23 protein-coding genes are annotated in these 25,725 nt (G+C 57.7%); 9 read left to right on the forward strand and 14 right to left on the reverse strand.

All coding sequences use genetic code 11. The annotated features are described in order from the left end of the window. Positions 1-46 precede the first annotated feature (46 nt). Positions 47-991 (forward strand): acetamidase/formamidase family protein, encoded by a 945-nt coding sequence (locus RVM27_RS04985; protein ID WP_498957511.1) that lies wholly within the window; start codon positions 47-49, stop codon positions 989-991. A 342-nt stretch (positions 992-1,333) separates the two neighbouring features. Here RVM27_RS04985 and RVM27_RS04990 read toward each other — a convergent pair whose 3' ends face one another. Together RVM27_RS04990 and RVM27_RS04995 are read right to left on the reverse strand one after the other, a co-directional pair. Beyond that, positions 1,334-2,191, reverse strand: coding sequence for a universal stress protein (locus RVM27_RS04990; protein ID WP_498957512.1), 858 nt, complete (start codon positions 2,189-2,191; stop codon positions 1,334-1,336). A 19-nt stretch (positions 2,192-2,210) separates the two neighbouring features. Then, entirely contained in the window at positions 2,211-3,701 is a 1,491-nt protein-coding gene (locus tag RVM27_RS04995; protein ID WP_498957513.1) for a SulP family inorganic anion transporter, read from the reverse strand. A 495-nt stretch (positions 3,702-4,196) separates the two neighbouring features. Here RVM27_RS04995 and RVM27_RS05000 point away from each other — a divergent pair, with 495 nt between their 5' ends. Next, entirely contained in the window at positions 4,197-5,210 is a 1,014-nt protein-coding gene (locus RVM27_RS05000; RefSeq protein WP_498940356.1) for an isocitrate dehydrogenase, read from the forward strand. Positions 5,211-5,397: 187 nt separating this feature from the next. Here the strand turns inward: RVM27_RS05000 and RVM27_RS05005 are convergent, their stop codons facing one another. Both RVM27_RS05005 and RVM27_RS05010 read right to left on the reverse strand, forming a co-directional pair. Beyond that, complete coding sequence (locus tag RVM27_RS05005; protein WP_081136178.1) at positions 5,398-6,048, reverse strand: peroxiredoxin; 651 nt, start codon at positions 6,046-6,048, stop codon at positions 5,398-5,400. Positions 6,049-6,125: 77 nt separating this feature from the next. Next, the gene (locus RVM27_RS05010; protein ID WP_498957514.1) at positions 6,126-7,223 is read right to left on the reverse strand and encodes a CobW family GTP-binding protein; all 1,098 of its coding nucleotides are present in this window, start codon (positions 7,221-7,223) and stop codon (positions 6,126-6,128) included. Positions 7,224-7,346: 123 nt separating this feature from the next. Between RVM27_RS05010 and RVM27_RS05015 the strand changes: the two genes are divergently transcribed. Continuing rightward, complete coding sequence (locus RVM27_RS05015) at positions 7,347-8,000, forward strand: DUF1826 domain-containing protein (protein ID WP_016916278.1); 654 nt, start codon at positions 7,347-7,349, stop codon at positions 7,998-8,000. 108 nt (positions 8,001-8,108) lie between these two features. On the opposite strand, the gene RVM27_RS05020 is transcribed toward RVM27_RS05015, so the two are convergent. The 3 genes from RVM27_RS05020 to RVM27_RS05030 form a co-directional block, all read right to left on the reverse strand. Then, entirely contained in the window at positions 8,109-8,789 is a 681-nt protein-coding gene (locus RVM27_RS05020; protein WP_498957515.1) for a PKHD-type hydroxylase, read from the reverse strand. 11 nt (positions 8,790-8,800) lie between these two features. Then, a complete protein-coding gene (locus RVM27_RS05025; RefSeq protein ID WP_498957516.1) occupies positions 8,801-11,146 on the reverse strand; it encodes a TonB-dependent receptor in 2,346 nt (781 codons plus the stop codon). Between the two features lie 236 nt (positions 11,147-11,382). After that, on the reverse strand, positions 11,383-12,762 hold the full coding sequence (locus tag RVM27_RS05030; RefSeq protein ID WP_498957517.1) for an IS1380 family transposase: 1,380 nt from the start codon (positions 12,760-12,762) through the stop codon (positions 11,383-11,385). A 287-nt stretch (positions 12,763-13,049) separates the two neighbouring features. Here RVM27_RS05030 and RVM27_RS05035 point away from each other — a divergent pair, with 287 nt between their 5' ends. The 3 genes from RVM27_RS05035 to RVM27_RS05045 all read left to right on the forward strand — a co-directional run bounded on the left by RVM27_RS05035 (position 13,050) and on the right by RVM27_RS05045 (position 15,176). After that, positions 13,050-13,283, forward strand: coding sequence for a hypothetical protein (locus RVM27_RS05035; RefSeq protein ID WP_498957518.1), 234 nt, complete (start codon positions 13,050-13,052; stop codon positions 13,281-13,283). Between the two features lie 313 nt (positions 13,284-13,596). After that, the gene (locus tag RVM27_RS05040) at positions 13,597-14,343 is read left to right on the forward strand and encodes a HipA family kinase (protein WP_100732353.1); all 747 of its coding nucleotides are present in this window, start codon (positions 13,597-13,599) and stop codon (positions 14,341-14,343) included. Beyond that, the gene (locus RVM27_RS05045; protein WP_218314427.1) at positions 14,340-15,176 is read left to right on the forward strand and encodes a DUF3037 domain-containing protein; all 837 of its coding nucleotides are present in this window, start codon (positions 14,340-14,342) and stop codon (positions 15,174-15,176) included. Before RVM27_RS05040 ends, RVM27_RS05045 begins: the two co-directional genes overlap by 4 nt. 77 nt (positions 15,177-15,253) lie before the next feature. Here the strand turns inward: RVM27_RS05045 and RVM27_RS05050 are convergent, their stop codons facing one another. The 7 genes from RVM27_RS05050 to doeA form a co-directional block, all read right to left on the reverse strand. Next, positions 15,254-15,721, reverse strand: coding sequence for an S-ribosylhomocysteine lyase (locus RVM27_RS05050; protein ID WP_081136182.1), 468 nt, complete (start codon positions 15,719-15,721; stop codon positions 15,254-15,256). Positions 15,722-15,772: 51 nt separating this feature from the next. Next, positions 15,773-16,123, reverse strand: coding sequence for a putative quinol monooxygenase (locus tag RVM27_RS05055; RefSeq protein ID WP_498957519.1), 351 nt, complete (start codon positions 16,121-16,123; stop codon positions 15,773-15,775). Between the two features lie 549 nt (positions 16,124-16,672). Beyond that, a complete protein-coding gene (locus RVM27_RS05060; protein ID WP_498957520.1) occupies positions 16,673-18,106 on the reverse strand; it encodes an aspartate aminotransferase family protein in 1,434 nt (477 codons plus the stop codon). Between the two features lie 185 nt (positions 18,107-18,291). Continuing rightward, the gene (locus RVM27_RS05065) at positions 18,292-19,788 is read right to left on the reverse strand and encodes an NAD-dependent succinate-semialdehyde dehydrogenase (protein ID WP_498957521.1); all 1,497 of its coding nucleotides are present in this window, start codon (positions 19,786-19,788) and stop codon (positions 18,292-18,294) included. A gap of 167 nt (positions 19,789-19,955) precedes the next feature. After that, on the reverse strand, positions 19,956-20,432 hold the full coding sequence (locus RVM27_RS05070) for an Lrp/AsnC family transcriptional regulator (protein ID WP_498957522.1): 477 nt from the start codon (positions 20,430-20,432) through the stop codon (positions 19,956-19,958). Positions 20,433-20,440: 8 nt separating this feature from the next. Next, a complete protein-coding gene (doeB, locus tag RVM27_RS05075) occupies positions 20,441-21,472 on the reverse strand; it encodes a N(2)-acetyl-L-2,4-diaminobutanoate deacetylase DoeB (protein WP_498957523.1) in 1,032 nt (343 codons plus the stop codon). A gap of 27 nt (positions 21,473-21,499) precedes the next feature. Next, complete coding sequence (gene doeA, locus RVM27_RS05080) at positions 21,500-22,699, reverse strand: ectoine hydrolase DoeA (RefSeq protein ID WP_081136191.1); 1,200 nt, start codon at positions 22,697-22,699, stop codon at positions 21,500-21,502. A gap of 296 nt (positions 22,700-22,995) precedes the next feature. Here doeA and RVM27_RS05085 point away from each other — a divergent pair, with 296 nt between their 5' ends. The 3 genes from RVM27_RS05085 to RVM27_RS05095 all read left to right on the forward strand — a co-directional run bounded on the left by RVM27_RS05085 (position 22,996) and on the right by RVM27_RS05095 (position 25,708). Continuing rightward, positions 22,996-23,931 carry a 2-hydroxyacid dehydrogenase gene (locus tag RVM27_RS05085; protein ID WP_498957524.1) on the forward strand — a complete coding sequence of 312 codons (936 nt, stop codon included), beginning with the start codon at positions 22,996-22,998 and terminating at the stop codon, positions 23,929-23,931. A gap of 127 nt (positions 23,932-24,058) precedes the next feature. Beyond that, positions 24,059-24,775, forward strand: a complete 717-nt coding sequence (locus RVM27_RS05090; RefSeq protein ID WP_498940334.1) for a hypothetical protein — start codon at positions 24,059-24,061, stop codon at positions 24,773-24,775. Beyond that, entirely contained in the window at positions 24,776-25,708 is a 933-nt protein-coding gene (locus tag RVM27_RS05095; RefSeq protein WP_096921398.1) for a LysO family transporter, read from the forward strand. It abuts the gene before it with no gap. The last annotated feature ends 17 nt before the right edge of the window (positions 25,709-25,725 follow it).

Genomic DNA, 25,725 nt, shown 5'->3' on the forward strand with positions numbered 1-25,725 from the left:
GCTCTGAGAATTTGGACAAACCAATCTAATACAGAAAGGGAAAATGATGCACCATCACATCTCAGCCTCGGTCGAGAACTGCGCTTGGGGCTTTTTTGACGCCGAACGGGCACCTGTTCTAACGATTAAAAGCGGCGATACGGTAACTATTGACACTGTTTCTGGTGGCCCCGAGGCCCTCCCAGGCAATGGTTTCAATGTTCCCTCTGAACTTCTTGACATCCATGCCCGTAGTGAACGTCCTATGCCAGGACATATCCTAACAGGTCCTGTAGCTGTAGAAGGCTTAATGCCAGGATCAGTTCTTGAAGTGCAGATAGAAGAGGTCACTCTGCGTCAGGACTGGGGCTACAATGCAATGCGACCGCTTGCCGGAGCGTTACCTTACGAGATTGAGCAGGCCCGGATTGTTACGTTGCCACTCAACCACACTACAATGACTGCCCAGCTGCCTTGGGGACGAGACATTTCTCTTGCCCCCTTTTTTGGGGTCATGGGTGTAGCACCGCCTCGACATTGGGGAAGAATCTCATCAATCCAGCCTCGTATGCATGCAGGCAACATCGACAATAAGGAACTAGTTGCTGGCACAACTCTTTATCTACCAGTATTCAATGAAGGAGGTTTATTCTCCTGCGGCGACGGTCATGCGGCACAGGGTGATGGCGAAGTTTGTGTCACTGCTATCGAAACAGCTCTTTGCGGGACTTTCAGATTAATCGCACGAAAAGATATGAATCTAGACTATCCACGCGCAGAGACTCCCTCACATTATATTACCATGGGCATGGATCCGGACTTGGATCGATGCGTGGAAATAGCGTTGCATGGGATGTTAGATCTTATTGAGCAAATCGCGGGGTTGAGCCGTGCCGATGCCTACATGCTCTGCAGCATTGCTGGCGACTTACGCGTCACACAGACTGTCAACGGTTGCAAGGGGGTCCACATGATGCTTGAAAAGACACATATCGATCCCAATAATAATTAGCAAAAGATAGCTAAAAGAAAACTAAATATAAAACTCCATTATTAATCGTACTATTATCCAGGTTCATTTCTAAACCTATTTAATCACGTCATAGTGCCGGACCCACTTATCAAACCAGGAAAAACAACTTAAAAGGAAAAACCATATGATCCAGCAATAGCTTTTCATAAAGACTTCATTAACTCTTCAAACTTATTCCAACTGTCCGAATTACTGAACAAAAAATTCGTAATTAGCCTTTCTTTAGAGATAAAAAGTCGGCTCACTCAAGAAGTGAGTGGCCGACTACGAGTAAGCTATGCAATACGGACTAAGCAGTTATGAGCCACCATTTAGTACTTCTTAGCGCAAAATGAGCACAGGTATCCGGCTGCTTCGCAGCATGGCCGTGGTGGTACTGCCTACTAGCAAATGACGAATGCGCGAGTGCCCGTAGGCCCCCATCACCAGTAGATCAATGCCGTTTTCTTGCTCATAGGCTTGCAACGCATCATCCACTTCACCCGCACGAATGGCGCCTTCCGCGTGATGCCCTGCTTCACGCAGGGTGTTTAGCGCCCACGCCAGCTCACTGCGGTGCTCGGCTGTCTCTGCTCCTACAATCAGCACATGGCAGGTTGCTCCCGCAAATAGCGGCGAGCGGGCCAGCATCTCCACCCCTTTGCGGGCGGTTTGGCTGCCATCAAAGGCAATCAGCACCTTTTCCGGCCGCTGAAAGGCTTTCGGCACCATCAAAATCGGGCGGTGCATTTCGCGCACCACCCGCTCTAGGTTAGCGCCCAAGTGCCCACTTGCCTGGTGGGCGGTTTCGCCGCGCTTGCCTACCACTAGCAGGCGCACGTCTTTTTCCAGCTCTACCAGTGTTTCCACTAGCGTGCCGTTTAACTGACGGGTCGTGGGGCTACTTACCCCATCTTCCACCGCCCTGGCCTTGGCCGCTTCGAGCATCAGCTTGCCTTGCTCACGATTTACCCTGGCACGCTGCTCATCAAGCGCTGAGAGTTCTTCCATCAGCTTTTCGCGAGCGCCAAAGCGCAGGCTGCCGGATAAATTTTGCTCTTCGGGTGCCCCGGAGTGGTTATCCACTACGTGCACAAAGCTCAAAGGTGCATCAAGAGCCAGGCTTGCCCAGGCGGCATAGTCGCAAACACCTTCGGCAAATTGGGAGCCGTCAATGGCGGCGAGTACGTGTTCAGTCATGCTGCTCTCCTTGCCTGGTTTAGTGGCCGCCCATCAGTTTTTCAACGGCTTCCGGGTCGTTATGAACGGCGTAGCGGTCCACCACGGTGGCGCTTGCTTCGTTTAGGCCTACCAGTTCAACCTCGGTGCCTTCGCGGCGGAATTTAATCACCACGCGGTCAAGCGCTTGAACGGCGGTCACATCCCAGAAGTGCGCTTTCGATAGGTTAATGGTCACCTTATCGATGCTCTCTTTGAAATCAAACGCGGCCATAAAGCGCTCAGACGAGGCAAAAAACACCTGCCCAACCACTTGGTATTCGCGCTCTTTACCGGACTCTACTTCTTGAGAGCCCACGTACATGATGTTGCCGACCTTGTTGGCGAAGAACAACGCCGCCAATAGCACGCCCACAAAAACACCGATGGCTAGGTTATGGGTGCCTACCGTGACCGCCACGGTCGCCAGCATGACAATATTGGTGCTCAACGGGTGCTTCTTCAGGTCGCGAATGGACTCCCAGCTAAAGGTGCCAATCGAGACCATGATCATCACTGCTACCAGCGCCGCCATGGGAATTTGCGACACCCAGTCTGCTAGGAATACCACCATCAGCAGCAGCACCACACCCGCAATCAGGGATGATAAGCGCGTCCGGCCGCCTGATTTGATGTTGATCACCGATTGCCCGATCATCGCGCAACCAGCCATACCGCCCATTAAACCAGCGCCAATATTGGCAATACCCTGACCTTTACACTCGCGATTTTTATCGCTGGGCGTGTCGGTGAGGTCATCCACAATGGTGGCAGTCATCATCGACTCAAGCAGACCTACAACGGTAAGCATGATGGCGGTAGGGAAGATAATCATCAGCGTTTCAAGATTTAACGGCACACTCGGCCATAAGAAAACAGGCAGCGTATCCGGCAGCTCTCCCATATCGCCGACGCTGCGAATATCCATGCCGCTGATCATATACACGGCGGTCAGCACCACGATGCACACCAGGGGGGAAGGAATCGACTTGCCAATCACCGGCAAATAAGGGAACAAGTAGATAATCCCCAGGCCGGCCAGCGTCATGGCATACACGTGCCACGTCACATTGGTGAGCTCCGGCAGTTGCGCCATGAAAATCAGGATCGCCAGCGCATTCACAAACCCGGTGACCACCGAGCGAGAAACAAAGCGCATCAGTTCCGCCAGCTTCAGGTAGCCCGCGATGATTTGCAATACGCCCGTCAATAGCGTGGCGGCCAGCAGATACTCCAAACCATGCTCACGCACTAGCGTTACCATCAGCAGCGCCATCGCCCCTGTGGCCCCAGAGATCATACCTGGGCGGCCACCGGTAAAGGCGATAATCACCGCGATACAGAACGAGGCGTAAAGCCCCACTTTTGGATCCACGCCCGCGATAATTGAAAAGGCGATCGCTTCAGGAATTAGCGCCAGCGCGACGACAATACCTGAGAGCGTGTCGCCCTTGATGTTAGAGAACCACTCATGCTTGCTGAAAAGTGCCATTCAGGGAGTCCATGGTTAGAGGTTTAAATACATTGCGCGCCACGGCCGCCCAGGGGCAGCAAATAAACACACATAAGTCATAGATTGTCGGATGAATGCTACCAACCGAAGGCGCTAACGCGCCGATAGCCAAATAGCGGAACGGGGTGCCATAGCGCTGATATAACGCGCAGAGCGTTATGGCGCTGATAAGGAGGGGAACCCTAGGGCGGAGTCATCAGCCCTGATATCGGCAGAAGGATGGCTGCCATGGTGTCGTTCATTGCAAGATAAACCTTGTTGGCCTTTTGTCGCTTCAGACGAGGCAGAGACCGCCGAGGGCCCGGCTCGCTTTGAGCGCAGCATTTTATCAGCAAACAGGGGCTTTCGCACCCACCCACCCTAGACGTTTAGACGATGACCCGTTCCCTAAGTATCGCTTACCATGGCACTCAATCGGCAGGCCTGCCGCCTGTTCTTCATCCTTTTTCAACCACTTCACGAGAGGATCCGCACATGAGCCAGACAGTAGCAGTGATCAAAGGCGACGGCATCGGCCCCGAAATCATGGACGCCACCCTGAAGGTGCTGGAGGCCCTGGAGTGCGGGCTGACCTATGAATTTATCGATGCGGGACTGGTCGCGCTCGAGAAGCACGGCACGCTGGTGCCTCAAACATCGCTGGATGCCATCGAGAAACACGGTATCGCCCTGAAAGGGCCGCTGACAACGCCGATTGGCAAGGGCTTCTCCTCCATCAACGTTCAGTTGCGCCGTCATTTTGACCTTTATGCCAACGTTCGCCCGGCCATCAGTTTTCCCGGCACGCGCTCACGCTACGATGGCATCGACATGATCACCGTGCGGGAAAATACCGAAGGTGCCTACCTCTCCGATGGCCAGGAAATGGTGGACGACGGCAATACCGGGCTTTCCGTGATCAAGGTGACCCGCCAGGGCTCCGAACGAATCGTGCGTTACGCCTTTGAGCTAGCGAAACAGAACGGGCGTAAAAAGGTGACGGCTGTCCACAAGGCCAACATCATCAAGACCAGCTCCGGCCTGTTTCTGGACGTAGCCCGGGAAGTCGCCAGTGAGTATCCCGAGATCGAGTTTCAGGAAATGATCGTGGATAACGCCTGCATGCAACTGGTCATGAACCCGCACCAGTTCGATGTAGTGGTAACCACCAACCTGTTTGGCGACATTCTCTCGGACCTGTGCGCCGGGCTCGTGGGTGGGCTTGGGCTCGCCCCAGGCGCCAACATCGGTGAAAAAGCCGCTATCTTCGAAGCCGTACACGGCTCTGCGCCCGACATTGCGGGCAAGAACATGGCCAACCCCTGTGCGCTGCTACTGGCAGCAGCACAAATGCTGGACCACCTGGGCATGCAGCAAAAAGGAGACGCCATTCGCAACGGCATCCGTGCGGTACTCGAAACCCGCCGAGACATGATCACCCCCGACATGGGCGGCACTGGCACGACGTCGACCTTTGCTCAAGCCCTGGTGGAGCAGATCAATCATTGATAATTATTAAAATATGCAGCAGGTGGTGGAACAGGGCCAGAATAGCCAGAACAGCGTGAAGGAGATCGAGGCGATCGTTAACGAGATATTGCAGGGAGCGCAAAGCGTATCTCACTCGATCGAGCGACTCGCGCTCGAAGCGAGCTGAGCTACCCCGCCAGCTCAGGCTGGCGGGGCGTGCTACGGTTTAGCGCAGTTTGGTTTTACGCAGGTACGGCAGTACCGCGTCGAATTCACCAAATTTCTGCTGAGCATCTTCATTGGAAACGCTGGGAGGAATGATGACATCCTGCCCTACACTCCAATCCGCAGGCGTGGCCACGCCGTGCTTGGCGGTGGTTTGAAGAGCATCCAGCGCGCGCAGGATCTCGGCAAAATTGCGTCCGACGGTCATCGGGTAGGTCATCGAGAGCTTCAGCTGCTTGTCCGGGCCAATGATGAAAACCGAGCGCACCGTCGCGCTATCGGCAGGCGTGCGGCCATCGGGCAAGTAGGCGTCTTCCGGCAGCATGTCGAACAGCTTGGAGACCTTGAGCCCTTCATCGGCGATGATAGGGAAGCTCACAGCACTGCCGCTGACGGTCTCGATATCGCCCGCCCAGCGCTTGTGATCCTCGACACCGTCCACAGACACCCCGATCACCTTGGTGCCACGCTTTTCCCATTCAGCGCTCAGGGTAGCCACCGCGCCAAACTCAGTGGTGCAGACAGGAGTGAAATCCTTGGGGTGGGAAAACAGAATCGCCCAGCTATCGCCTATCCATTCATGAAAGCGAATCGGTCCCTGGCTGGTTTCCGCTTCGAAGTCAGGTACAACGGCATTGATACGTAGTGACATGGTGGCTCCTCAAGTAAGGGTATCCGGTTTTCATACCTTATATGACTTTATCGCCCTTCACTATAGAACTTTTTGAGCTAAGACAATACAGCCACACTGTCCGCTTTCGCGTTGAAAAACATATATAGCTGACGCACCGTGTCCGGGGAAACGTTATGGGTAATGAACACGAACCGGGAGACCTGATCGCTGACGCTGTGGGCAGGTAACGACGCCGGTGGGTGGAAGATATGCTGCACGCCATGCAGCGCCAGCGGTGTGTCTCGATCTTGCAGATGCACGATGGCTTTCATGCGCAGCATTCTGTCGCCCATCATGGCCATCAGCAGATCCAGCCAGCTCTCCAATGCTTCCGGGCTGATGCGCTCCTCTACGCTGAAGCAGAAGGCCTTGATTTGATCGTCGTGATGCGCCGACGCAGCGGGCGGCGCCAGGGGAGCGAGGCTCTGCTGCTTACCAGAATCCTCCGGCTGCCCACTGGCCAGCAAGGTGGTGTGATAGCTCGCCGACTTGAGCCAGCTTTCCACGCGATATCGACCTGTACCCGCTTGATAAAGCCCGGCGCCTACCAGCAGTTCAGGGTTCAGGTTGCCGGATAGCACCTGCCACTGCTCAGCCGCCGGATTCAGCGTGGCCAATTGATTGGCCAGTGCCGAGAGATGATGTTCATCGACCAGATCGGTTTTGGTGATCAATAGCCGATCAGCCACGGCCACCTGGCGCTGGGATTCGCGATGGGTGCGCAGCGTGGCATCACCGTTGGCGGCATCGATACAGCAGATCACGCTATCGAGCTGAAAGCGGTGCGCCAGCCAATGGTCCGTCATCATGAGCTGCAATAACGGGGCAGGATCCGCAAGCCCAGTGGTTTCGATCACGACACGCTCAGGGGCAGGCTTGCCTTTCGCGGCCTGAGCGTCGAGGGCCTGTTGCAAGGTTCGGCTCAAGTCGCCCCGCAGCGTACAGCACAGGCAGCCGCTGCTCATCTCGACGACCGCCTGCTCATCACTATGGGTCAGCAACTGGTGGTCGAGCCCTATTTCTCCAAACTCATTGATCACCACCAGCGTATTGCGCATGGAGGCCTGACGAACCCAGCGATTGAGCAGCGTGGTCTTGCCACTGCCCAAAAAGCCCGTCAGGACGTTGACGGGGATCAGCGTCGTATCATGCATGGCAACCTCTTGCGTGTCTTGGCGGGCACCGAAGGGAAGCCCCTTGCCCTCTGTGGCCACTCATTAGAAATATGTTATAACATATCAACATGAGCACAAACAGATTTTACCGAGGAGCCCATCATGACGCCGTTGCTCTCAACGCCGACCCAGCCTCTACCCTCTCATGCCGCCCAAGGGCATGACATCAGCGTCCTGCCACAGATTTTTGAAGCACCTATCAATATTGCCATTTTTCAGCGCAAGCTACCCGCCGAGCTGGCAGTAAGCGCCAATGCACAGTCTCAGACCACCCGCGATTGGCACTATGCCTGGCTGGGAGCGCCGGAAGAAGCCTTCATGGCCGACCTAAAACGCAAGCTGCCCTCCCCTGAGGCAGGCGATGCGCTGGTGGAAGATGTGGCGACCATTGCCCAGGCCATTGCCTACCTGTTCGATACCGACAGCGTCGGTATTCGCCTGCGCCTGCTCACGGCGGCCATGTGCCCCCGCTTTCACTGCGATAACCTGGGGGTACGACTGGTGTGCACCTACTCAGGACCGGGCAGCGAGTGGCTGCCCAATGACGCGGTCAACCGACAAGGACTGGGCGCCCCGCACCCCGACCGCCCCGAGATCGTGCTGGATGAGAACGCCATACAGCGGCTGGAACCCGGCGATATTGCCTTGATCAAGGGCAGCGCCTGGGAAGGTTCAGAACAGCATGGCCTGGTGCATCGAAGCCCCGCCCTCCAAGAGGGTCAAAAACGGTTACTGCTGACCATCGACCCTGCCTGATAGAGGCCCAACTAAAAAAGCCGACCCTGACAGGTCGGCAATTCATCGAAACAGTCGCGAGCCCCTCTGCACGGCTTGTCACTCAGGAGATGGTCTCGGGCCCGGGCGTCAACATTCGGACCACATTCTGACCAGGTTGTTGTAGGTTCCCGTCAGGGCTACCAGCTGCGCGTGCTGCTCGCCCTGTTCTGCCCGCATGACGCGCAGTGCGTTGTCCATTTCATAGAGCAGGCGGCGTTGCTCCGTGTCCCGAATCAGGCTTTGCATGAACATGTAGCACCCCAACCGCTCACCCCGGGTCACCGGGGTGACCTCATGCAGCGACCCCGAGGGGTAAGTGACCAAACTCCCCGCAGGCAGCTTTATGGACTGTTCGCCAAAAGTGTCGATGATCCTGAGCTCCCCGCCTTCGTACTCGTCAGGGTCGGACAAGAACAAGGTCGCTGACACGTCCGTACGCAGGTAGCTACCGTCGGGCAGCGAGCGCAACGTACTGTCGACATGCTTTCCATAGTGGCTATCGTCGACCGTATAGCGATTGAAGTTGGGCGGAATGATCTTGAAAGGCATGACCGCGCTCATGAGCTCTGGCGTCCGATTGAGCGCGCGCATGATGAGGACACGCAGGTCTCGCAAGACCTCGGATCCTTCCGGGATTTGCATATTCTTCTTCACCTGTTTGGCCTGGGGGCCTGCACTGATGCCGCGGGCCCACTCTGCCAGCTGTAGCTGGCGGCGCACTGCCGCCAGCTCATCAGGTGTCAGAATATCGTGGAAACTGACAATCATGATGCTCGCTCTTAAAAATCGTAGCGTAGGGTCGCAATGGCATGTCGGCCTGGTCCCGGAATACCTTGCGCGCCTCCCTCGGCCAGCTGGGAAATATACGCCTTGTCGGCCAAGTTAAACGCATTGATGCGCAGCTGCAGCTCCTCGGTAAAGCGGTAGGCCGTCGACGCATGGAACAGGGTGTAGCCATCGATCTCGACCTGACGCCGACGTGCGCCGGGTTCCGACGCCACGCTGCTGGTCTGGCTAGCCACGTGCTCCATCCCTCCACCAATGCTCCAACGCGAGGTGACGTCATAGTCGGACCAGACATTGAAAGAGTGACGCGGGGTGCCGCCCAGGCTGGAGCCCACTTCCCAGGGGTTATTGGAGCGACGTACTTCAGAGTCCATGTAGGTGTAGCTGGTATACAAATCCCAGTCAGGCGTCAGGCTGCCCATGGCCCCTATCTCGAAGCCATCCACGCGCTGTTCACCATCCAGTACCTGCAACAGGTCGCCCCCTCCTTGAGCCGGTGTGCGGGCGCTGGTCTTGTCAGTGCGAAACAGTGCAGCACTGAGTAACAGGTTATCGGCGACAGTCCACTTGGTGCCCAGTTCGTAGGCAATCGTACGCTCGGGATCCGTATCGAAAGCAGACGCATCGATGATGTCTTCGCGGCCGCCCTGGGTGGCATCTCCGCCACCGGCCAGCTGTACCAGGCCACGGTCGAAAGTGCCCGTCACGTCGAACGACGTGCCCACCGAGGCGTAAACGGTACCATTTTCAGTGGGTTTGAACACCAGCCCCAAATTACCGCTCCACTCACTATCCGAGCGTGAAACGGGGCCAATGGGGTCATCGTACCCCGTGTCCGTGGCCGTCGATTTGACATGATCCCAGCGAATCCCCGTGTGCAGGTCCCACTGGGGCGACAAGGCCGCCACATTCAGCGCATAGAGCCCTACCTGCTCCGACTCCAGCCGATGCCGAGTGCCATCATAGTAAGCCACGGGGCGGACACGAGGTTCTGGATCGAAGAGCGATGTACGCGGGCCACTTTGATCAGGACGGCGGTCATTCTTGATATCGACGTAGCCAACCTCTGCTCCCAACACAAGATCGTGGCCTATCTGGCCCGTATCAAACGAGAGTAGTACATCGGTTTGATTGAAAAACGACGTATCCGTCTGATCGCGCGGCTTCAGGTCACCCTGCACCTGGGCCTGTGAAAAATCGCCGCTTCCCCAGGCAGTGGCTGGCACCTTGATACGTGGCGACGAGGTAATGGAGTCGTTTTCGACTCGACTGGCACGAAACTGGTTACGCAGACTCAAACGGTCGCTGACATAGTGCTCCACCGCCACGCCTAGCTGATCGACATTGATCTTCTGATAGTCGTCGACATGCCCATAGAAATTGCTGTAGTCGAGCCCCGGCGGCACCCTGCCGGTATAGTAACCATCGCCAGCGCGCTGACCACTGGGCGTGCGGCCATTACTCGCCAGGTTGGCAGGGTCACCACTGTAGCCTTCACGGTCGATGGGGATGCCCTGATCAGGAATATTGTTCTGGCGTGTGTGCAAGAAATCCACTGCGACCTGCGTATCCTCTTGCAAGCCCCAGACGTAAGCGGCATAGACGCCATGGCGGTCCTGTTCGACCACGTCGCGCCCATGCCCATCCTGGGTGTGGTGCATCAGGTTCAGGCGCAGCGCGCTGTTATCATCGATACGCCGATTGAAGTCACCTGTCAGACGAAACAGGTCATCCGTGCCCACGGACGTTTCAATACGATTGCGGTCCTCCATGAGAGGCTGCTTGGTCACGAAGTTGATGGTGCCCCCTGCCGAACCACGCCCGGAGAAGGCGGAGTTCGGCCCCTTGATCACTTCTATTTGCTCTACATAGAAAGGATCACGGAAGTAGTTTCCCAGGTCGCGACTGCCATTCACATTGAGGTCATCACGCGCGTTGAAGCCGCGAATCTTTAACTGATCACCGCCCGGGGGATTTCCCTCCCCTGCTTGAAGACTGATGCCCGACACGTTTCGCAGCGCATCTCGCAGGTCTGTCACGTTCTGATCTTCCAGCAGATCACTGGTCAATACCGTCACGATGCGTGGGGTTTCCTGAATGCTCCGCTGATACTGGACGCTATCCATGAAGGTGCCTCGATAACCGGTCACGGTCACCGTATCGAGCGCCGACGTCGCTGATTCGCTACTTTGCGCTTGAGCATGGCTACCCACCGTGGCCAGCAGGCAAGCGCTGGCCGTCAGCCATTTGCGCAAGTGCAGCGAGCCACGCTGCCGAGAGCCACCTTCGGCGTGAATATGAATAGCGCTGGAGAGCGTCTTTTTTCTGGTCGTTAGCATGATCCCGCCTTATTCATGAGTATGCTGATTGAGCATCGCGAAGCCCCAGGTTGCTGGCACCGACTCCCAGCAGCCGTATTTGCGGTGTGAGTACCTGCCGATATATACCCAAATAGTACGGTTTCTTTGTTGCTATATAACCTTCAGTAATCGATTCCGGCCATCAGGGCAGCCGTGATCGCCAGCCATCGTGATGGCCGCCTTGCGCTTGGATCGGCTGTGATATCAACCGTGTATCAGCTCAGTGCGGTCAGCTTCGGCAACCCCTTCAGCAGCGTTGGCCACCACTTGTCGGCGGCGGCACCCAGATGAACGGTGATTCGCCGAGCGTGCAGCCTCAGCGTGGCGGCGACCTTGAGCACCTGCTCGCGCATCCGGCTCAGGCTCCAGCCTTGCCGGGTCTGCCGCTCCAGCAGGCAGCGCAGGCCATGCAGGACCTGGTAGGCGTAGAGGCTGAGCAGCAGGCTCACCTCGTTGCGGGCCATCACGTTCTGAACGGTGGAGGCGCCGCGATCGGTCGACGAGAGGTGCAGGTCGAGCGCCGACTTCACCTCGCCCATGTGCGCCTCGGCGCTGCCGCGCTTGCGGTAGAGCGCCAGGACCTTCTCCGGCGGCCAGTCGAACTTGCCGAGGTTGGTGACCAGGAAGAAGGCATGCAGCAGTAGGTCATCGGGACGTTCTTGGACCACCAGTACCACGCGCCTTGGCGTCGGCCAGGTGCCGGCTTGGTACGCCAGGTCATGGCACCATTCACGAGGCTGCTCAGGTGGTCGGCCACTCGGTCGCTTGAGATAGGGCGCTGCCAGCTTCTGCAGACCTGTATGGCTACGCAGCCGACCCAGGTACTCGATGTCGCGCTCTTCCAAGGCCTCCAATGTCGCATTGTCAGTGAAGCCAGCGTCGATGCGCACTCGCACCTGGGCGCCGGTGCTCTCGTTGAGTCGCCGCACCAGATGCGGGATCCAGGTGTCGGCGTTCTCTGCCGGGCCAGCGTTACCCTCTCGCAGTAGCCCGCCGACCATATCGCCGGTTTCGGCTAGCGAGGCGACCAGCGGTGAGTAGATCCGCGCACCGTAATGACCATGAAAGGCCGAGCCGCCCTGGTGACCGTGAGCCTCAATCGGCAGACCATCGATGTCCAGTGTCAGCTGATGAGGGCGTTTGCCCTTCTCCAGCGAGGTCAGACGCCAGACCACCAGTCGCAGCAGGCCTTCGTGCACGGCATCGATATTGTCGTTACGACCGAGGCAGCTCAGCAGCCGCGATAATGTGGCTTGAGAGGGCCGATCTTGAGCCAATGGCGTCATGCCGCGCGCATCGCTGCAGGCTAGTTGCCAGAGCGGGTCACGGCGCAGCGTGTCGGTATCGCTGAGGTCGATCCAGCCCATCGCGCGCTGCAGCACCAGCGTTCGCAGCTGACTGGCCAGGGAGTGACGGATACGTAGTGGGTTGCGTCTATCGACCAAGTTATCCTCCAGCGCGTCGATCAGGCCGCTGTTGTCGAGGGCTTCACGCAGCAGCAAAGCGCCGCTGTCGCTGGTGGTGCGTTGGCCGTCGAGCTCAACGCGTATAGATCCGTTGCAGGTCGGAATCCAGGGAGATATGCTTTCACCCATAGCGGATGGTCCTCTTGAATCAGATTCTTGGCGGAATGCACTGATTTTTATAGAGAATACCATCCGCTATCTTCGTTTTCAGGCCTGCCTCATGAATAAGCCGGGATGATGCGTTCCCTTGGCAGGTGTTAAGTCGTCGTGTGCCAGCCCTTTGCGTTCCACTAGAAGGGATAGGGCGTTTTGTTATTTGCAACAAAATACCAAATAACAAACACTATGTAAACAATAAGCATTAACATTCTCATTGGTAGCATACTAACTATGCGCTTGAATTAATGAGAAAAACGATGACTGGAAGAGTTCACGAGGCCAAGAAAACGACCGAACAAATTACCCGTGTCTTGAAGGAGAACAGCCAGTTGGTAGAGCGCACGACCCAAGCTATGCAGCAGGTGATTCAGCAAGGCAAAGCCAGTCAATCCAGCGTCAGCGAAATCGATGCTATCGTCAACAAGATCCTGCAAGACGCCCGCGATGTCGCCTACTCCATCGAGCAACTGGCTGCTGACACGCATATTTGAGTAGAACGTTTTCATGCACAGGGACGTGCACCCCCTCGCGTCATACTTCTTTTATCAGCCTTCAAGCATGCTACTATCTAACCCCACTTAACGTGGTTAAACCCCTGCCTGAAAGGATGCTTGCTGATGTTTGACACGGAAACCTCTCGTGCCCAAATCAAGCTGCTAAGCACTGGAGCTGAGGTAAGCATTCCAACAGCCCCCAAGATTAAAACCGCTTGGCCCAGAGTCCTTGCCACCCGAGTCGCGTGCCACGCGATACACTCGGCCAGGCACAGCAAGAAAACGAACACTGGCGGCTGGTGAGGTGATGATGGAAAAGCCCCGCATCGTAGAAGCCAAGGAAATTCTGCGCCAATCAACTCAAGGCCGCACGCAGCCATTTATTGTGCGTGATGTCATGGACGAACAGTACGTGGTCAAAGGCATCAATGGCGTTGGCCAGCCGTCATTGGTCGCTGAGCTTATTTGCGCTGAATTGGCACGGCGGTGTGAATTACCCATCGCTGAGTACGCTTTGATGCGATTTCCGGCAGGCATGCTAGATTTTTCCATGGAACCTCGCGCCGACGACCTGAAGGGTGGGCTGGCATTTGCCTCCAAGGTCGCTTCGCATAGTCAGGATCTGCTTTTTTCACAAATCTCAGAAGTCGATGAAGTGACACAGCAGCGGCTTTTGCTATTCGATATGTGGGTTAACAATGAGGATCGTCGCCTGAGCGCTCAAGGTGGCAACGTCAACCTGCTATGGAGCTCAATGAGCGGTTTGGTGGTGATTGATCATAATCTAGCTTTCGATCCTATCGACGCTAACGGCGATTTTGAAAATCATGTATTTAGCCATCAGCGTGCCTGTTTTGCGGACCTGGAGGTGCGGGCACGCCACGAGGCGGTGCTTGACGCGGCCCTGAACGATTGGGATATGATCATTGATTCGATTCCTCTAGAGTGGATCTATTACGACATAGACGATGCCACCTCAGAGATATATCCCTCACTGGCAGAGCGCTTCAATCTATTAGCACGGTTACGCGACCCTTCCTTTTGGAGCCTGATATGAGCGCCATTATTTGTAATTATGCAGTGCTGCGCTTTCAGCCCTACCTGGACACGGGCGAGTTCGCGAACTTGGGAGTCATCATGCTCTGCAATAACGGTGTGTTCCTGCAACGCGTTGAAACCGTTGCTCGAAAACGCATCACACAATTTTTCGATAAACTGCCAGCGAAAGTGTTTACTCAGGCACGCCAACATTTCGTCACAGAGCTCAAGAGGACGGTTGATCTAGCCAATCAACACCAAGCCCAACCTGAGGTGCAGCTGCGCATTTTCAAAGATTTGATAGAGCCTCGTGAAGCCATGTTTCGCTTTAGCAGGCCTGGCACGCTAGCCGCAAAGGATCCACAAGCAGCGCTAGATGAACTATTCAACCGCTATGTTCATCATGATTTTAAGCACGTAGCATCACCAGAAGAGCAGCTCACCAAAGATGTCACGCAATGGCTAAAATCGTTGAACCGTCATTACACAGAGCAAACGCTAGGAAATGATATCGTGCGTGTAAAGTTGCCGTTTGTCTGGCAGGAAGGCGCGCACATACGGCAGGCCATTAAACCCATCAGCTTTGATTTGGATGATGCCAGCAAAATTATTGAGAAGGGCGATAAGTGGCTAGCGCATTTACGCCGCCTTAAAGCTTCTGGCCATAACCCTGACGATATGGTGTTTATTAGTCAGGCTCCGAAGGTACAAAAAGGTCCTAAATTGCACGCATATCGAGAGATCTGTCAAGAAATAGAGGGCGACTACTCAGCTCGGGTACTGCCAGAGCAACTGGGGCAGCACATCATTCTCAAGGCCGTTTCAACCCCATTTTCATCAACCCATCGCTAGTTGCCCTCAGCTTCTCAAACTCACACTAGAACGCCCCCAGATGGGGCGCTCTGCATGCTGAGTCGACTCAAGGCTGCTTAAGCAAACACCTCAGTCCACTCACCGCGCTTGGCCAGCAGGTTACGCGCCAGTTCCTGGGCACCTTCCAGGCTGTGGCTGGCGGCCCAGCCGCACTGTATTTCGTTGCAGGCAGGCACTTCGGTAGCGGTCAAGACGTCGTTGAGCGTCTGCTCGATGATCGACAGTACGTCGTCGTAATCGTCGTGGTTGATCAACGCGATATAGAAGCCGGTCTGGCAGCCCATCGGGCTGATATCGACGACTTTATCGGTATGATTGCGCGACAACTCCGCCATCAGGTGCTCCAGGGAGTGCAGCGCGGGCATCTCCATGTGCTCCTTGTTGGGCTGGCAGATACGCAGGTCGTATTTGTGGATACGGTCGCCGTGCTGGCCTTCCTTGATATCGGCCAGACGCACATAGGGTGCCTTCACTTTGGTGTGGTCCAGGTTAAAGCTTTCGACGTTCATCTTTTTTTCGGTCATGTTGGCTCCGTAGTCGCTCTCGTTCGCGGGGCTATTCTACACGTTGTGCACTCATAACACCTTGGGGGCGTCGAAATTCCACGGCTCATCGGTGTAGACACATACGTTGGCGTCTTCGATGTCGCCATCCGGCGACTCGACGTGCTGAGCGAAAAACTCCTGGATCTCTTTACGCTGGCAATGCGCTTCAAACTCCTCACGGCTGGCCCAGATTTCATGAAACACGATGGGGTAGCTGGTGCCTTGGGCAAACGGGTTATCGATCTGGCGAGTCACCGTGTACAGCAGGCAAGCATCTTCACGATGGGCGTTGGGCTCAAGACTTTGCAGCGCCTTGAAGACCGCTTCTTCTTTGCCGGGCTTGGGTTTGAAGCTGGCGGTACAGTAGATTTTCTTCGACATGATCAAGCATCCTGATGATGGAACAACGACCATTATCAATCAGCGCGAAAAACCGCTTACTTTTAGTGAGCGGATGGATAGCGCGGCATCCGCAGGATGCCCTTGCTGATGATTTGCACAGTGCTATACTACTCACGTCGACACGACCTACCGAGGGGCACTCGGAAAGTTACGTCTGTGGAGACGATGTGAGACCTGGGGGATATGAGTTGGTTCGCCACCGTAAAAATCCCCACTGTGGGACTTTTACGGCGATAACCAAGCCATTCCCTCGGGCAATCGTCTTGGAAGCAGAAACCAGGAAGGTAACAACCTGGGAATCCCCTTCCTTTCCGTCGCTAGACGGCAGCGCAAGCTGAGGGAGGGGAGGATGTCAAGCGTGTGCTCATGCGCTAACGACAGTCCTGGTTCAATCCATCTCCTGGCGCACTGCTACAGCTTAGCGAGTTTATCGCCCTGTCGTCCTGAGCCAGTTTTGGCCCAACGCGGCTATTCAAACCAAAACGCCGCTGCCATAGGCAGCGGTGTTTAAGCAATGCAGGCCTGAACTTATACGGTAAAGGCGGCTTCCTGCTGGCCGGTTTTCAGATCGCCAGAGCGCACCAGTTCATCAGTGACTCGGTCGATGGCACGCTTGGCACGGCCAATCATCTCGTCCACTTCGCCACGGTTGATGGTCAGCGGCGGCGCAAAGCCGAGGATGTCGCCCTGGGGCATGGCGCGGGCAATCAGGTTCTCCTCCATGGCCGCCGCCGCGACGCGCGGGCCGACTTTCAGCACGGGGTCGAAGTGCAGGCGCTGTTTGGCATCCGGTGAAAACTCCAGCGCCGCCATCAGGCCAACGCCGCGCACGTCGCCCAGCAGCGGGTGACCCTCGAAGGTCGCTTTCAGCTGCTGCTGGAAGTAAGCGCCGGTTTCTGCCGCGTTGCCCACCAGGTTTTCACGCTCGATGATATCCAGGTTGGCCAGGCCAGCAGCACAGCCCAGGGCGTGGCCGGAGTAGGTCCAGCCGTGGCCGATGGGGCCGAATTCGCCGGTGCCTTGCTCCAGCACTTTCCACACCTTGTCGCCAACGATCACACCTGAAAGAGGCTGATAGGCGCTGGTCAGGCCTTTGGCGATGGTGATCAGGTCAGGCTTCATGTTGTAGTGGTGGCTGCCGAAGTCGGAGCCGGTACGGCCAAATCCACACACCACTTCGTCGGCAATCAGCAGCACGTCGTACTTGTCCAGTATCGGCTGAATCGCTTCCCAATAGCCTTCCGGCGGGGGCACGATACCGCCAGTACCGAGCACCGGCTCGCCGATGAAGGCAGCCACGGTGTCCGGCCCTTCCTCCAGAATCATGGCTTCCAACTTGTCCGCGCAGTAGGCAGAAAATTCGAGCTCGGTCATGCCGTGCTGCTCGGCGGCGCGCAGGTAGTAGTGCGGCGCTTCGGTATGGCGAATGGTATCGATGGGCAGGTCGAAGTGGTCGTGGAACGCCTTCAGGCCAGTCAGCGAGCCAGACGCGATGCCTGAGCCGTGGTAACCGCGCATGCGCGAGATGACCTTTTTCTTCTGCGGGCGGCCCAGCACGTTGTTGTAGTAACGCACGATCTTGAGCTGGGTTTCGTTGGCATCAGAACCCGACATGCCGTAGTAGACCTTGGACATGTTGAGGCCTGCGATTTTCAACACGCGCTCGGAAAGCTCGATTTGCGGCTCGTTGGAGTGGCCCACGTAGGTGTGATAGTAGGAGAGTTCCAGCGCCTGCTTGTAAATCGCTTCCGCCACTTCGGTGCGGCCATAGCCGATGTTGACGCAGTAAAGACCCGCAAAACCATCGATGAACTCGCGGCCATCCTTGTCCACGATGTGGATGCCTTTACCGCCGGTAATCACGCGGCCCGGCGCATCGCCATGGGCAAAATCACGCAGATGGGTAGAGGCGTGGAAGGTGACTTTGCGGTCGCGTTCAATCAGATCCTGATGCAAGCTCATAATGCTCTCTCTGTACGATAAACCTCCCCGATCAGCGGGGCGGCACTTAAAATATTGCGGGCTGAACGGCTGGTTAAGCACACGCGAACACGCTGTAAACCCGTCCCTGGGCGCTCGGCTTTTTCATCCCTGAAAAAGACGGTTCGCTTAGTGCTTAACCAGCCTCGACTGCGACACTATCCGCGCTAGCTCCCCGATACCGATCCCAGCGCGCCCAGGCAGTAGTACTTCGTTTCCAGATACTCATCGATCCCCGTCGCGCCACCTTCACGGCCAAGGCCGGACTGTTTGACGCCGCCGAAAGGCACGGGCGGCCCGGTCATTTTCACCGAGTTGACGCTCACCATGCCGTACTCCAATGCACGCATCAGCTTCCAGATGCGGCGTATATCATGGGTGTAGATATACGCCGCCAGGCCGTACTCGGTGTCGTTGGCCATTTCGATGACTTCGTCGTCGCTACTATAAGCGGTAATGCCGGCCACCGGGGCAAAGTTCTCTTCCCGCCATACCTTCATTTTTGGCGTCACACCGATCAGCAGTACCGGCATGAAGAAGTTGTCGCCCGGCGCTTGGCTTTGGTCACCCGCGATCAGGGTGGCCCCTTTAGAGATGGCATCGTCCACAATCGCAGCCGCTTTTTCGACCGCTTGGCGGTGAATCAGAGGACCAAGATCCACTTCGCCGTGCAGGCCGTTGCCTACGGTGAGTGCCGCCATGCGCTCGGTGAACCGGGCAACGAACTCATCGTGAATGGATTCGTGTACCAGAATACGATTCGCGGCAAGGCAGTCCTGCCCGGAGGTTTGGAACTTCGCGGCCACGGCGGCGTAGGCCGCTTCTTTGGGGTCCATATCCGGCCCGACGATAAAGGGGGCGTTGCCGCCCAGCTCCAGCGAAAGCCGCTTTACGGTGTTGGCGCTCTGCTCGATGAGCAAGCGGCCAACACGGGTGGAACCAGTGAATGAAAGCGCCCGGATGCGCGGCTCTCCGCACAGAATTTTCGAGACTTCCGCAGGCTCGCCCAGCACGACGTTGAAGATACCTTCTGGAATGCCCGCACGCTCGGCGAGTTCAGCCAGCGCCAGCGCCGAAAATGGCGTTTCGTTGGCCGGTTTCACAATCACCGGGCAGCCAGCCGCCAGCGCAGCGGCGGCTTTACGCGTGATCATCGCCAGCGGGAAGTTCCAGGGCGTGATCATCGCCGCAATGCCCACCGGCTCCTTGATGGTGCCGAGCGATGCGTTGGGAATGTGGCTGGGAATGGTCTCGCCGTAGGTGCGCTTGCCCTCCTCCGCGAACCAGCGCACGAAGCTGGCGCCATACTCGACCTCGCCACGGGCATCCGGCAGCGGCTTACCCTGCTCGAGCGTCATGATGGTGGCCAAGTCTTCGCGGTTGGCTTGAATCAGGTCGTACCACGCCAGCAGGCGCTCGTAGCGCTCATCGGCGCGCAGCGCCCGCCAGTGAACGAATGCCGCTTCGGCGGCATCCACTGCGGCGGTAATTTGTTCGGCTTCCAGCAGGGGAATATGGCCGATGACGTCACCCGTCGCGGGGTCAACCACCGCTTCCTCACGGCCGCCCTCTCCATGGACCCACTTACCGTTCACATACGCGTACTGGCGAAACAGGCGCGGATCTTCCAGGCGTTTTACTAGCGTGGCCGATAGTATGGTCATGGCACCTCCCCCTCCTGAACAGCATGGTCAGCCAGGCAGATCCGCCCGGCTATCGAATGCCTTCAGGTTAACGGAGAGTGGCCACGAAGTGTTTTTGAAAGCGACCGGCAAACCCTGCGCTTTTTTTGCAAAATGCGGCGTGAGCGTGGGTTTTTTCGGCAGCGCGGCTACTGGGCGCTGTCGATATCGATTCCGATGGGCGCTTGCTTGACGGTTTTGGTGACGATATAGGTGAAATAGCGTTCGATCCCCGCCTCCGATATCAGCCACTTGTCCATCAGCCGCTGGTAGCTGTCGATGGTGCGGGCCTCGAACTTCACCAGGTAATCAACGCCACCGCCCACGGCCACACATTCGGTGACCTCGGGGGTAGCCATCACGAGTGCTTCAAAACGGGCAAAGCTTTCGGCGTTGTGCTGTTTGAGCTCGATCTGCACCCATACGGGGTTGCGCGGCACCAGTACGTTCACATTGATGCGTGCCGTGTAGCCTTCGATCACACCCGCCTTCTCCAGGCGCTTCACCCGCTCCCAACAGGGGCTGACCGAGAGATTGATCGCTTCGGCCAGCTTCGACTTGGTGATCCGCCCGTCCCGGGAGAGGATATCGAGGATTTTTAAATCATAGCGATCCAGTTTCATCATACCGGGGGCTACGCCTCCAGGCGTTCGACAACGTCGGCAATCACCGCCAGGGTGTCGCCCATATTGATCAGCGAAGGGGCCCGGCGCGCCATCAGAATGCCGTCGCGCTCGGCCTGGTACGCCACTGGCGCCGACCCGCTGCGGGTCATGTCATAAACGTAGGCAATGGTCTGGCCCTTCTTCACTTCGTCGCCCAGTGCCACCAGCAGCTCCAACACACCGGCGTGCTGGCTCTGCACGTAGCAGCTGGCGTCCGGCATATCCAGGTACATTTGCCCGCCTTCGGGCATTTCTAGACTGCCCTCTACTAAACCATAATGAATCAAGAAGTTGCGCACGCCACGTTCGGCAATGGCAATGCTTTGCGGCGTAGAGGTGCCGCCGCCGCCCAGTTCGGTCGCCACAAACACCTTGCCTTGGCGCTCGCAGGCGGTGTCGAAGAGTTTTTCGGCATCCAGCTCAAACATCACCATGGCGTAAGGCGCACCAAACGCTTTAGCCCCTTCCAGGGCGGCCTGCTGTTGAGCTTTGTCATCCAGCACGTGGGAAGCGCCAAACGGCAGAATATCCAGCGTGCGGCCGCCAGAGTGCAGGTCGAGCACCACATCACTCATGGGCACCAGCACGCGGGTGAAGTAGTCGGCAATTTGTGAGGTCACCGTGCCGTTAGGGTCGCCGGGAAAGCTGCGGTTCAGGTTGCCTTTATCCATCGGTGAGGTGCGCTTGCCAGCCATCACCGCCGGGGTATTCATGCAGGGCACGATGATCACGCGGCCAGTTACCTCCTCGGCCTTGAGCGCCGAGGAGAGCTTGAGCAGCGACGTTATGCCCTCGTACTCGTCACCATGGTTGCCCCCCGTCAACAGGGCCGTGGGGCCTTCGCCGTTCTTCACCACGGTTACGGGAATCATCACCGCCCCCCAGGCGGATTCATCGGTGGAGATCGGCAGCTTCAAGAAGCCGTGCTGCACGCCGTCGGCGTCGAAGTCGACGGTGGCAGAGATGGGGCTGGGCCGCAGTGAGTTCGGTTGAAGCGTCATGGTGAATCCTTTTTATTGAACGTGCGGCTATTTCACGAACAGCTGGCGGGGGAAGTTTGCCAGCGTTTCGCAGCCGTCTTCGGTAATCAGTATGCTTTCGGTAATTTCCAGCCCCCAGTCATCGACCCACAGGCCCGGCATGAAGTGAAAGGTCATGCCGGGCTGCAGAATCGTCTCGTCCGAGGGGCGCAGGCTCATGGTGCGCTCGCCCCAGTCGGGGGGGTAAGAGATGCCAATCGGGTAGCCACAGCGCGCGCCACCGCGGTCAAAACCATACTTGTCCATGGCCGCCCCCAGCGCCATGGCGATGTCGGCCGTGCGATTGCCGGGCTTGGCAACGGCCAAGCCGTTTTCGATGCCTTCCAGCAAGGCCGATTCGGCGCGGATGAAGTCGGTGGGCGGCGTGCCGAGGAACACAGTGCGCGACATGGGCGCATGGTAGCGCTTGAACACCCCGGCAATTTCGAAGAAGGTGCCTTCACCACTGCGGAACGGCGTATCGTCCCAGGTCAGGTGTGGCGCCGCTGCATCCTTGCCCGTAGGCAGCATGGGCACGATGGCCGGGTAATCACCGCCAAACACCTTGCCGTTTTCGTCGATGAACCCTTCGATGCCCACGCGATAGATTTCAGACACCAGCTTGCTCTTGGGCAACCCCGGCTCGATCACTTCCAGAATGCGCGAGTGCATGCCTTCGACAATCCTGGCGGCGACCCGCATATAGGCAATTTCCTGGGGAGACTTGATCGCCCGGCACCAGTTCACCAGCGCATTGGCATCCATGAAGTGCGCGTGGGGAAGCTCCTTGAGCAGGCTTTGGTAAGCCTTGGCAGAAAAGTAGTAGTTGTCCATTTCCATGCCCACCACGCCGGTGTGCCAGCCACGGTCGGGCATGATCGACTGCGCCAGATACTCCATCGGGTGCATGTCGGGGTTCTGGACGTAGTAATCCGGGTAATAGGTGATGTTATCGGGGTGAATCCAGCAGGTGCGCAGCGCGCCATTGGCATCCATCCGGCGACCAAACCACACCGGCTCACCCTCCAACCCCACCAGCACGCACTGGTGCACATAAAATGACCAGCCGTCGTAGCCGGTCAGCCACGCCATGTTGGAAGGGTCGCTGACGATCAACACATCGATGCCGCGACCGGCCATTTCAGCACGCACTTTCCATAAACGGCTGGCGTACTCTTCACGGGTGAAAGGCAGGGAAACCTCTGTCATCGGGCAACTCGCCAATAAAAGATCACTTAGAACCAGCGCCCGCGGTAAGTCGCGGCACTGGGCCACAGGATCGACCTGGTCACCGCCGCTGCTGGCCCGCCAATGTCGCCTTGCCCCGATACTAGCACCCCTCCTTGGTCAGCGGTCAAAGCCTTTATGGCAAAAATTGCTAGACCGTTAACATCGCTTCTAGCGAGGCGTTGACCGCGAAGCGACGCGCCTCGCATGGGTTGCGGTCTTCGGGTTCTCTCGCTCATGATAAAGCTTCCCCCAGAAGCCGCAGCTAAGGAGCCTTCATGAAAATTGTCGTCCATATCGACAATGCCGCACAGTGGCAGGCCGCTATTGCCGACGCATTGCCCCAGGCCACGGTATTGACCAGCGACGCCCCGGCCAGCGAGCGGCTCGACGCTGATTACCTGGCCGTCTGGAAGGCACCGGCCCATTTGCTGCAGGAGCAAACGCACCTGAAGGGCATCATCAATCTCGGGGCAGGCGTCGACCACTTGCTCAATACGCCGGGCCTTCCTGACGGCGTGCCCATCGTCAAACTGCGCGACGCGGGCATGAGCGAACTGATGGCCGACTACGTACTATACGGCGTGCTGCACTTCTACCGCAGCATGGACCGCTATCGCCAACAGCAGACCCACGCCCAGTGGACGCCACAGCCAGTCGCCGGCAAGGCCGACTGGCCGGTGGGCGTGCTGGGGCTCGGGGCCATTGGTGGCTACGTGGCCAGTGCGCTACAGCAGGCAGGGTTTCCGGTTTGGGGATGGAGCCGCTCTGCCAAACAGATCAGCGGGGTACGCTGCCTGCACGGTGACGAGGGCCTGGACCAGCTGTTAAGCAAGGTGCAGAGCGTCGTGACCATCCTGCCCGACACCCCGGCCACTCGGCATATCCTGAACGCCGCCCGGCTGGCGCAACTTCCGCCAGGGGCAAGTGTGATCAACCCTGGGCGCGGGAGTCTGATCGACGAACAAGCCCTGTTGAAAGCCCTTGGCACGGAACAGCAGCCAGGCCACCTGCGCGGTGCGCTGCTGGACGTCTTCCACGAAGAGCCGCTGCCTGCCAATCACCCGCTGTGGCAACACCCCAAGGTCATCGTGACGCCGCATATGGCGGCCCCGACTCCGCTGAACGATGCCATCGATCAGGTCATTTCCTATCTGCATGCCTTCGATGCCGGTGAGCCTCTCGCCACCGTCAACCCCGATGCGGGCTACTGACGCCCCTGGCTTGGCACGTTATACTTTGCCAAGCGTGATCGTTTGCTGAGAACGGGCCAGCGACGCTGTGGAACCAAGGGCTGACACAAGGGTTCTGAGAATCATATATTCAATGGAGGAATGGCCTTTGCGTCACGTCAACGTAACTGCGGCTCGCCGCTGGCTGAGCATCACTGTGGGTGCCCTGAGCGTGTCTGGCATGACAGCCGCCCTCGCAGAGCAACCCATCGAAGACTCCCCGTGGGCAGCGCCCCAACCGTTCGAAGCTCAGTATCGGCTGGAGATTCGTGGTTGGCCCGGCGCGACCATCACCCACACCCTATCCAACGAAGGCCTGCACTGGCTCAGCGACATGAGCTTCTCTGTGGCCGTGGCGCGCGGACAAGAGCGTAGCCGCTTTGCGGTGGACGATGACACCACACGCTCGCTGCTCTACCACAGCAGCTACTCGCTATTCGGCGTGGGCGATAGCTACCAGTTGAACGAAGCCGATATCCACTCGCTGGACCGCCAGACGGCTTTGTTCGACCTGTCACGGCGGGTCGGCCATGAAGACTGCACCCAAGAAGCGCCTTGCGATATCTCGTTCGTGGACCACCGAGGTCGAGACGAGCACTTCCAGTACTACCTGAACCCCCCTGCCAGCGTCAGCGTCCCCGCTGGGGAGTTCGACGCCAAGCAGGTCACCTTGGTAGATGCCGAGAAACCCGACCGTCACCTGGTAATCAATTTCCACCCTGACTGGCCCGGGCTGATCCTCTCTGCGGAGTACCAGAAGGAAGGCAGTCGCCAGACCGCCATCACCATGACACGCTTCACGCCTGCCGAGGGTAAAGAACTCTAGATGCTCTCTGGCTTATTGATCGTACTGTTGCCGCTGTTTCTGGGCTATCTGGTTCGCGTTCGTTCCACGTGGTGGCTGAACCTCATCAACCGAGCCGTCAGCGGCTCGGTATACTTGATACTGCTGTTCATGGGAGTGAGCCTGGCAGGGCTTGAAAACCTGGGTAGCCAGCTGTCTCGCCTCGGGGGCAACGCCCTGCTGCTGTTCAGTATCACCACCCTCTTCAATCTTGCCGCCCTCTGGTGGCTTTCCAGGCGCGTACGCCTGAGCGCGGGGAACTCTCCCGTGGTCAAGGACGCCCCCACCAGCAAACTGGCGGCCATGGGCGGCTCGCTGATGCTCGTTGCCGTGGTAGCGGGTGGCGTGGCGCTGGGGCTGCTGCTCGGCCCTGTGCTGGGGGAAACGTTGTATACCACGGCGGACTGGCTGGCAGAGTGGGTGCTCTACGTGCTGCTGGTGTTGATTGGCTGCCAGCTGCGCAATTCGGGCATGCCGCTCAAGCAGATTCTGCTCAACCGCCTGGGGCTCGCCATTGCGGTCACCCTGGCGCTCAGCTCGCTGTTGGCAGGCTTGGCCGCCGCCCCCTTGCTCTCATTGCGCTGGAACGAAGGCCTGGCCATGGCCTCCGGGTTTGGCTGGTATTCGCTGTCGGCCATTCTGATTGGCGACCAGCTCGGCCCGCTGATGGGCGGCGTGGCGTTCTTCAACGACCTGACCCGCGAGCTGCTGGCATTCATACTGATTCCGCTGGTCATCCATCGCCACACCGCGCTGGCGATTGGCTATGGCGGGGCCACCTCCATGGACTTCACCCTGCCCGTGATTCAGCAGCATGGCGGCGTGGCCTGCGTGCCCATTGCCGTGGTCAGCGGCTTTATCCTCTCGTTACTCTCCCCGCCGCTGATTCTGTTCTTTCTTTCGCTGTCGGGTTAGCGTGAGCGGGCGCTCCT

Origin of the sequence: Halomonas sp. KM007 (assembly GCF_050709225.1) — a bacterium.
In the GTDB taxonomy this organism is placed as follows: Bacteria; Pseudomonadota; Gammaproteobacteria; order Pseudomonadales; family Halomonadaceae; genus Vreelandella; species Vreelandella hamiltonii.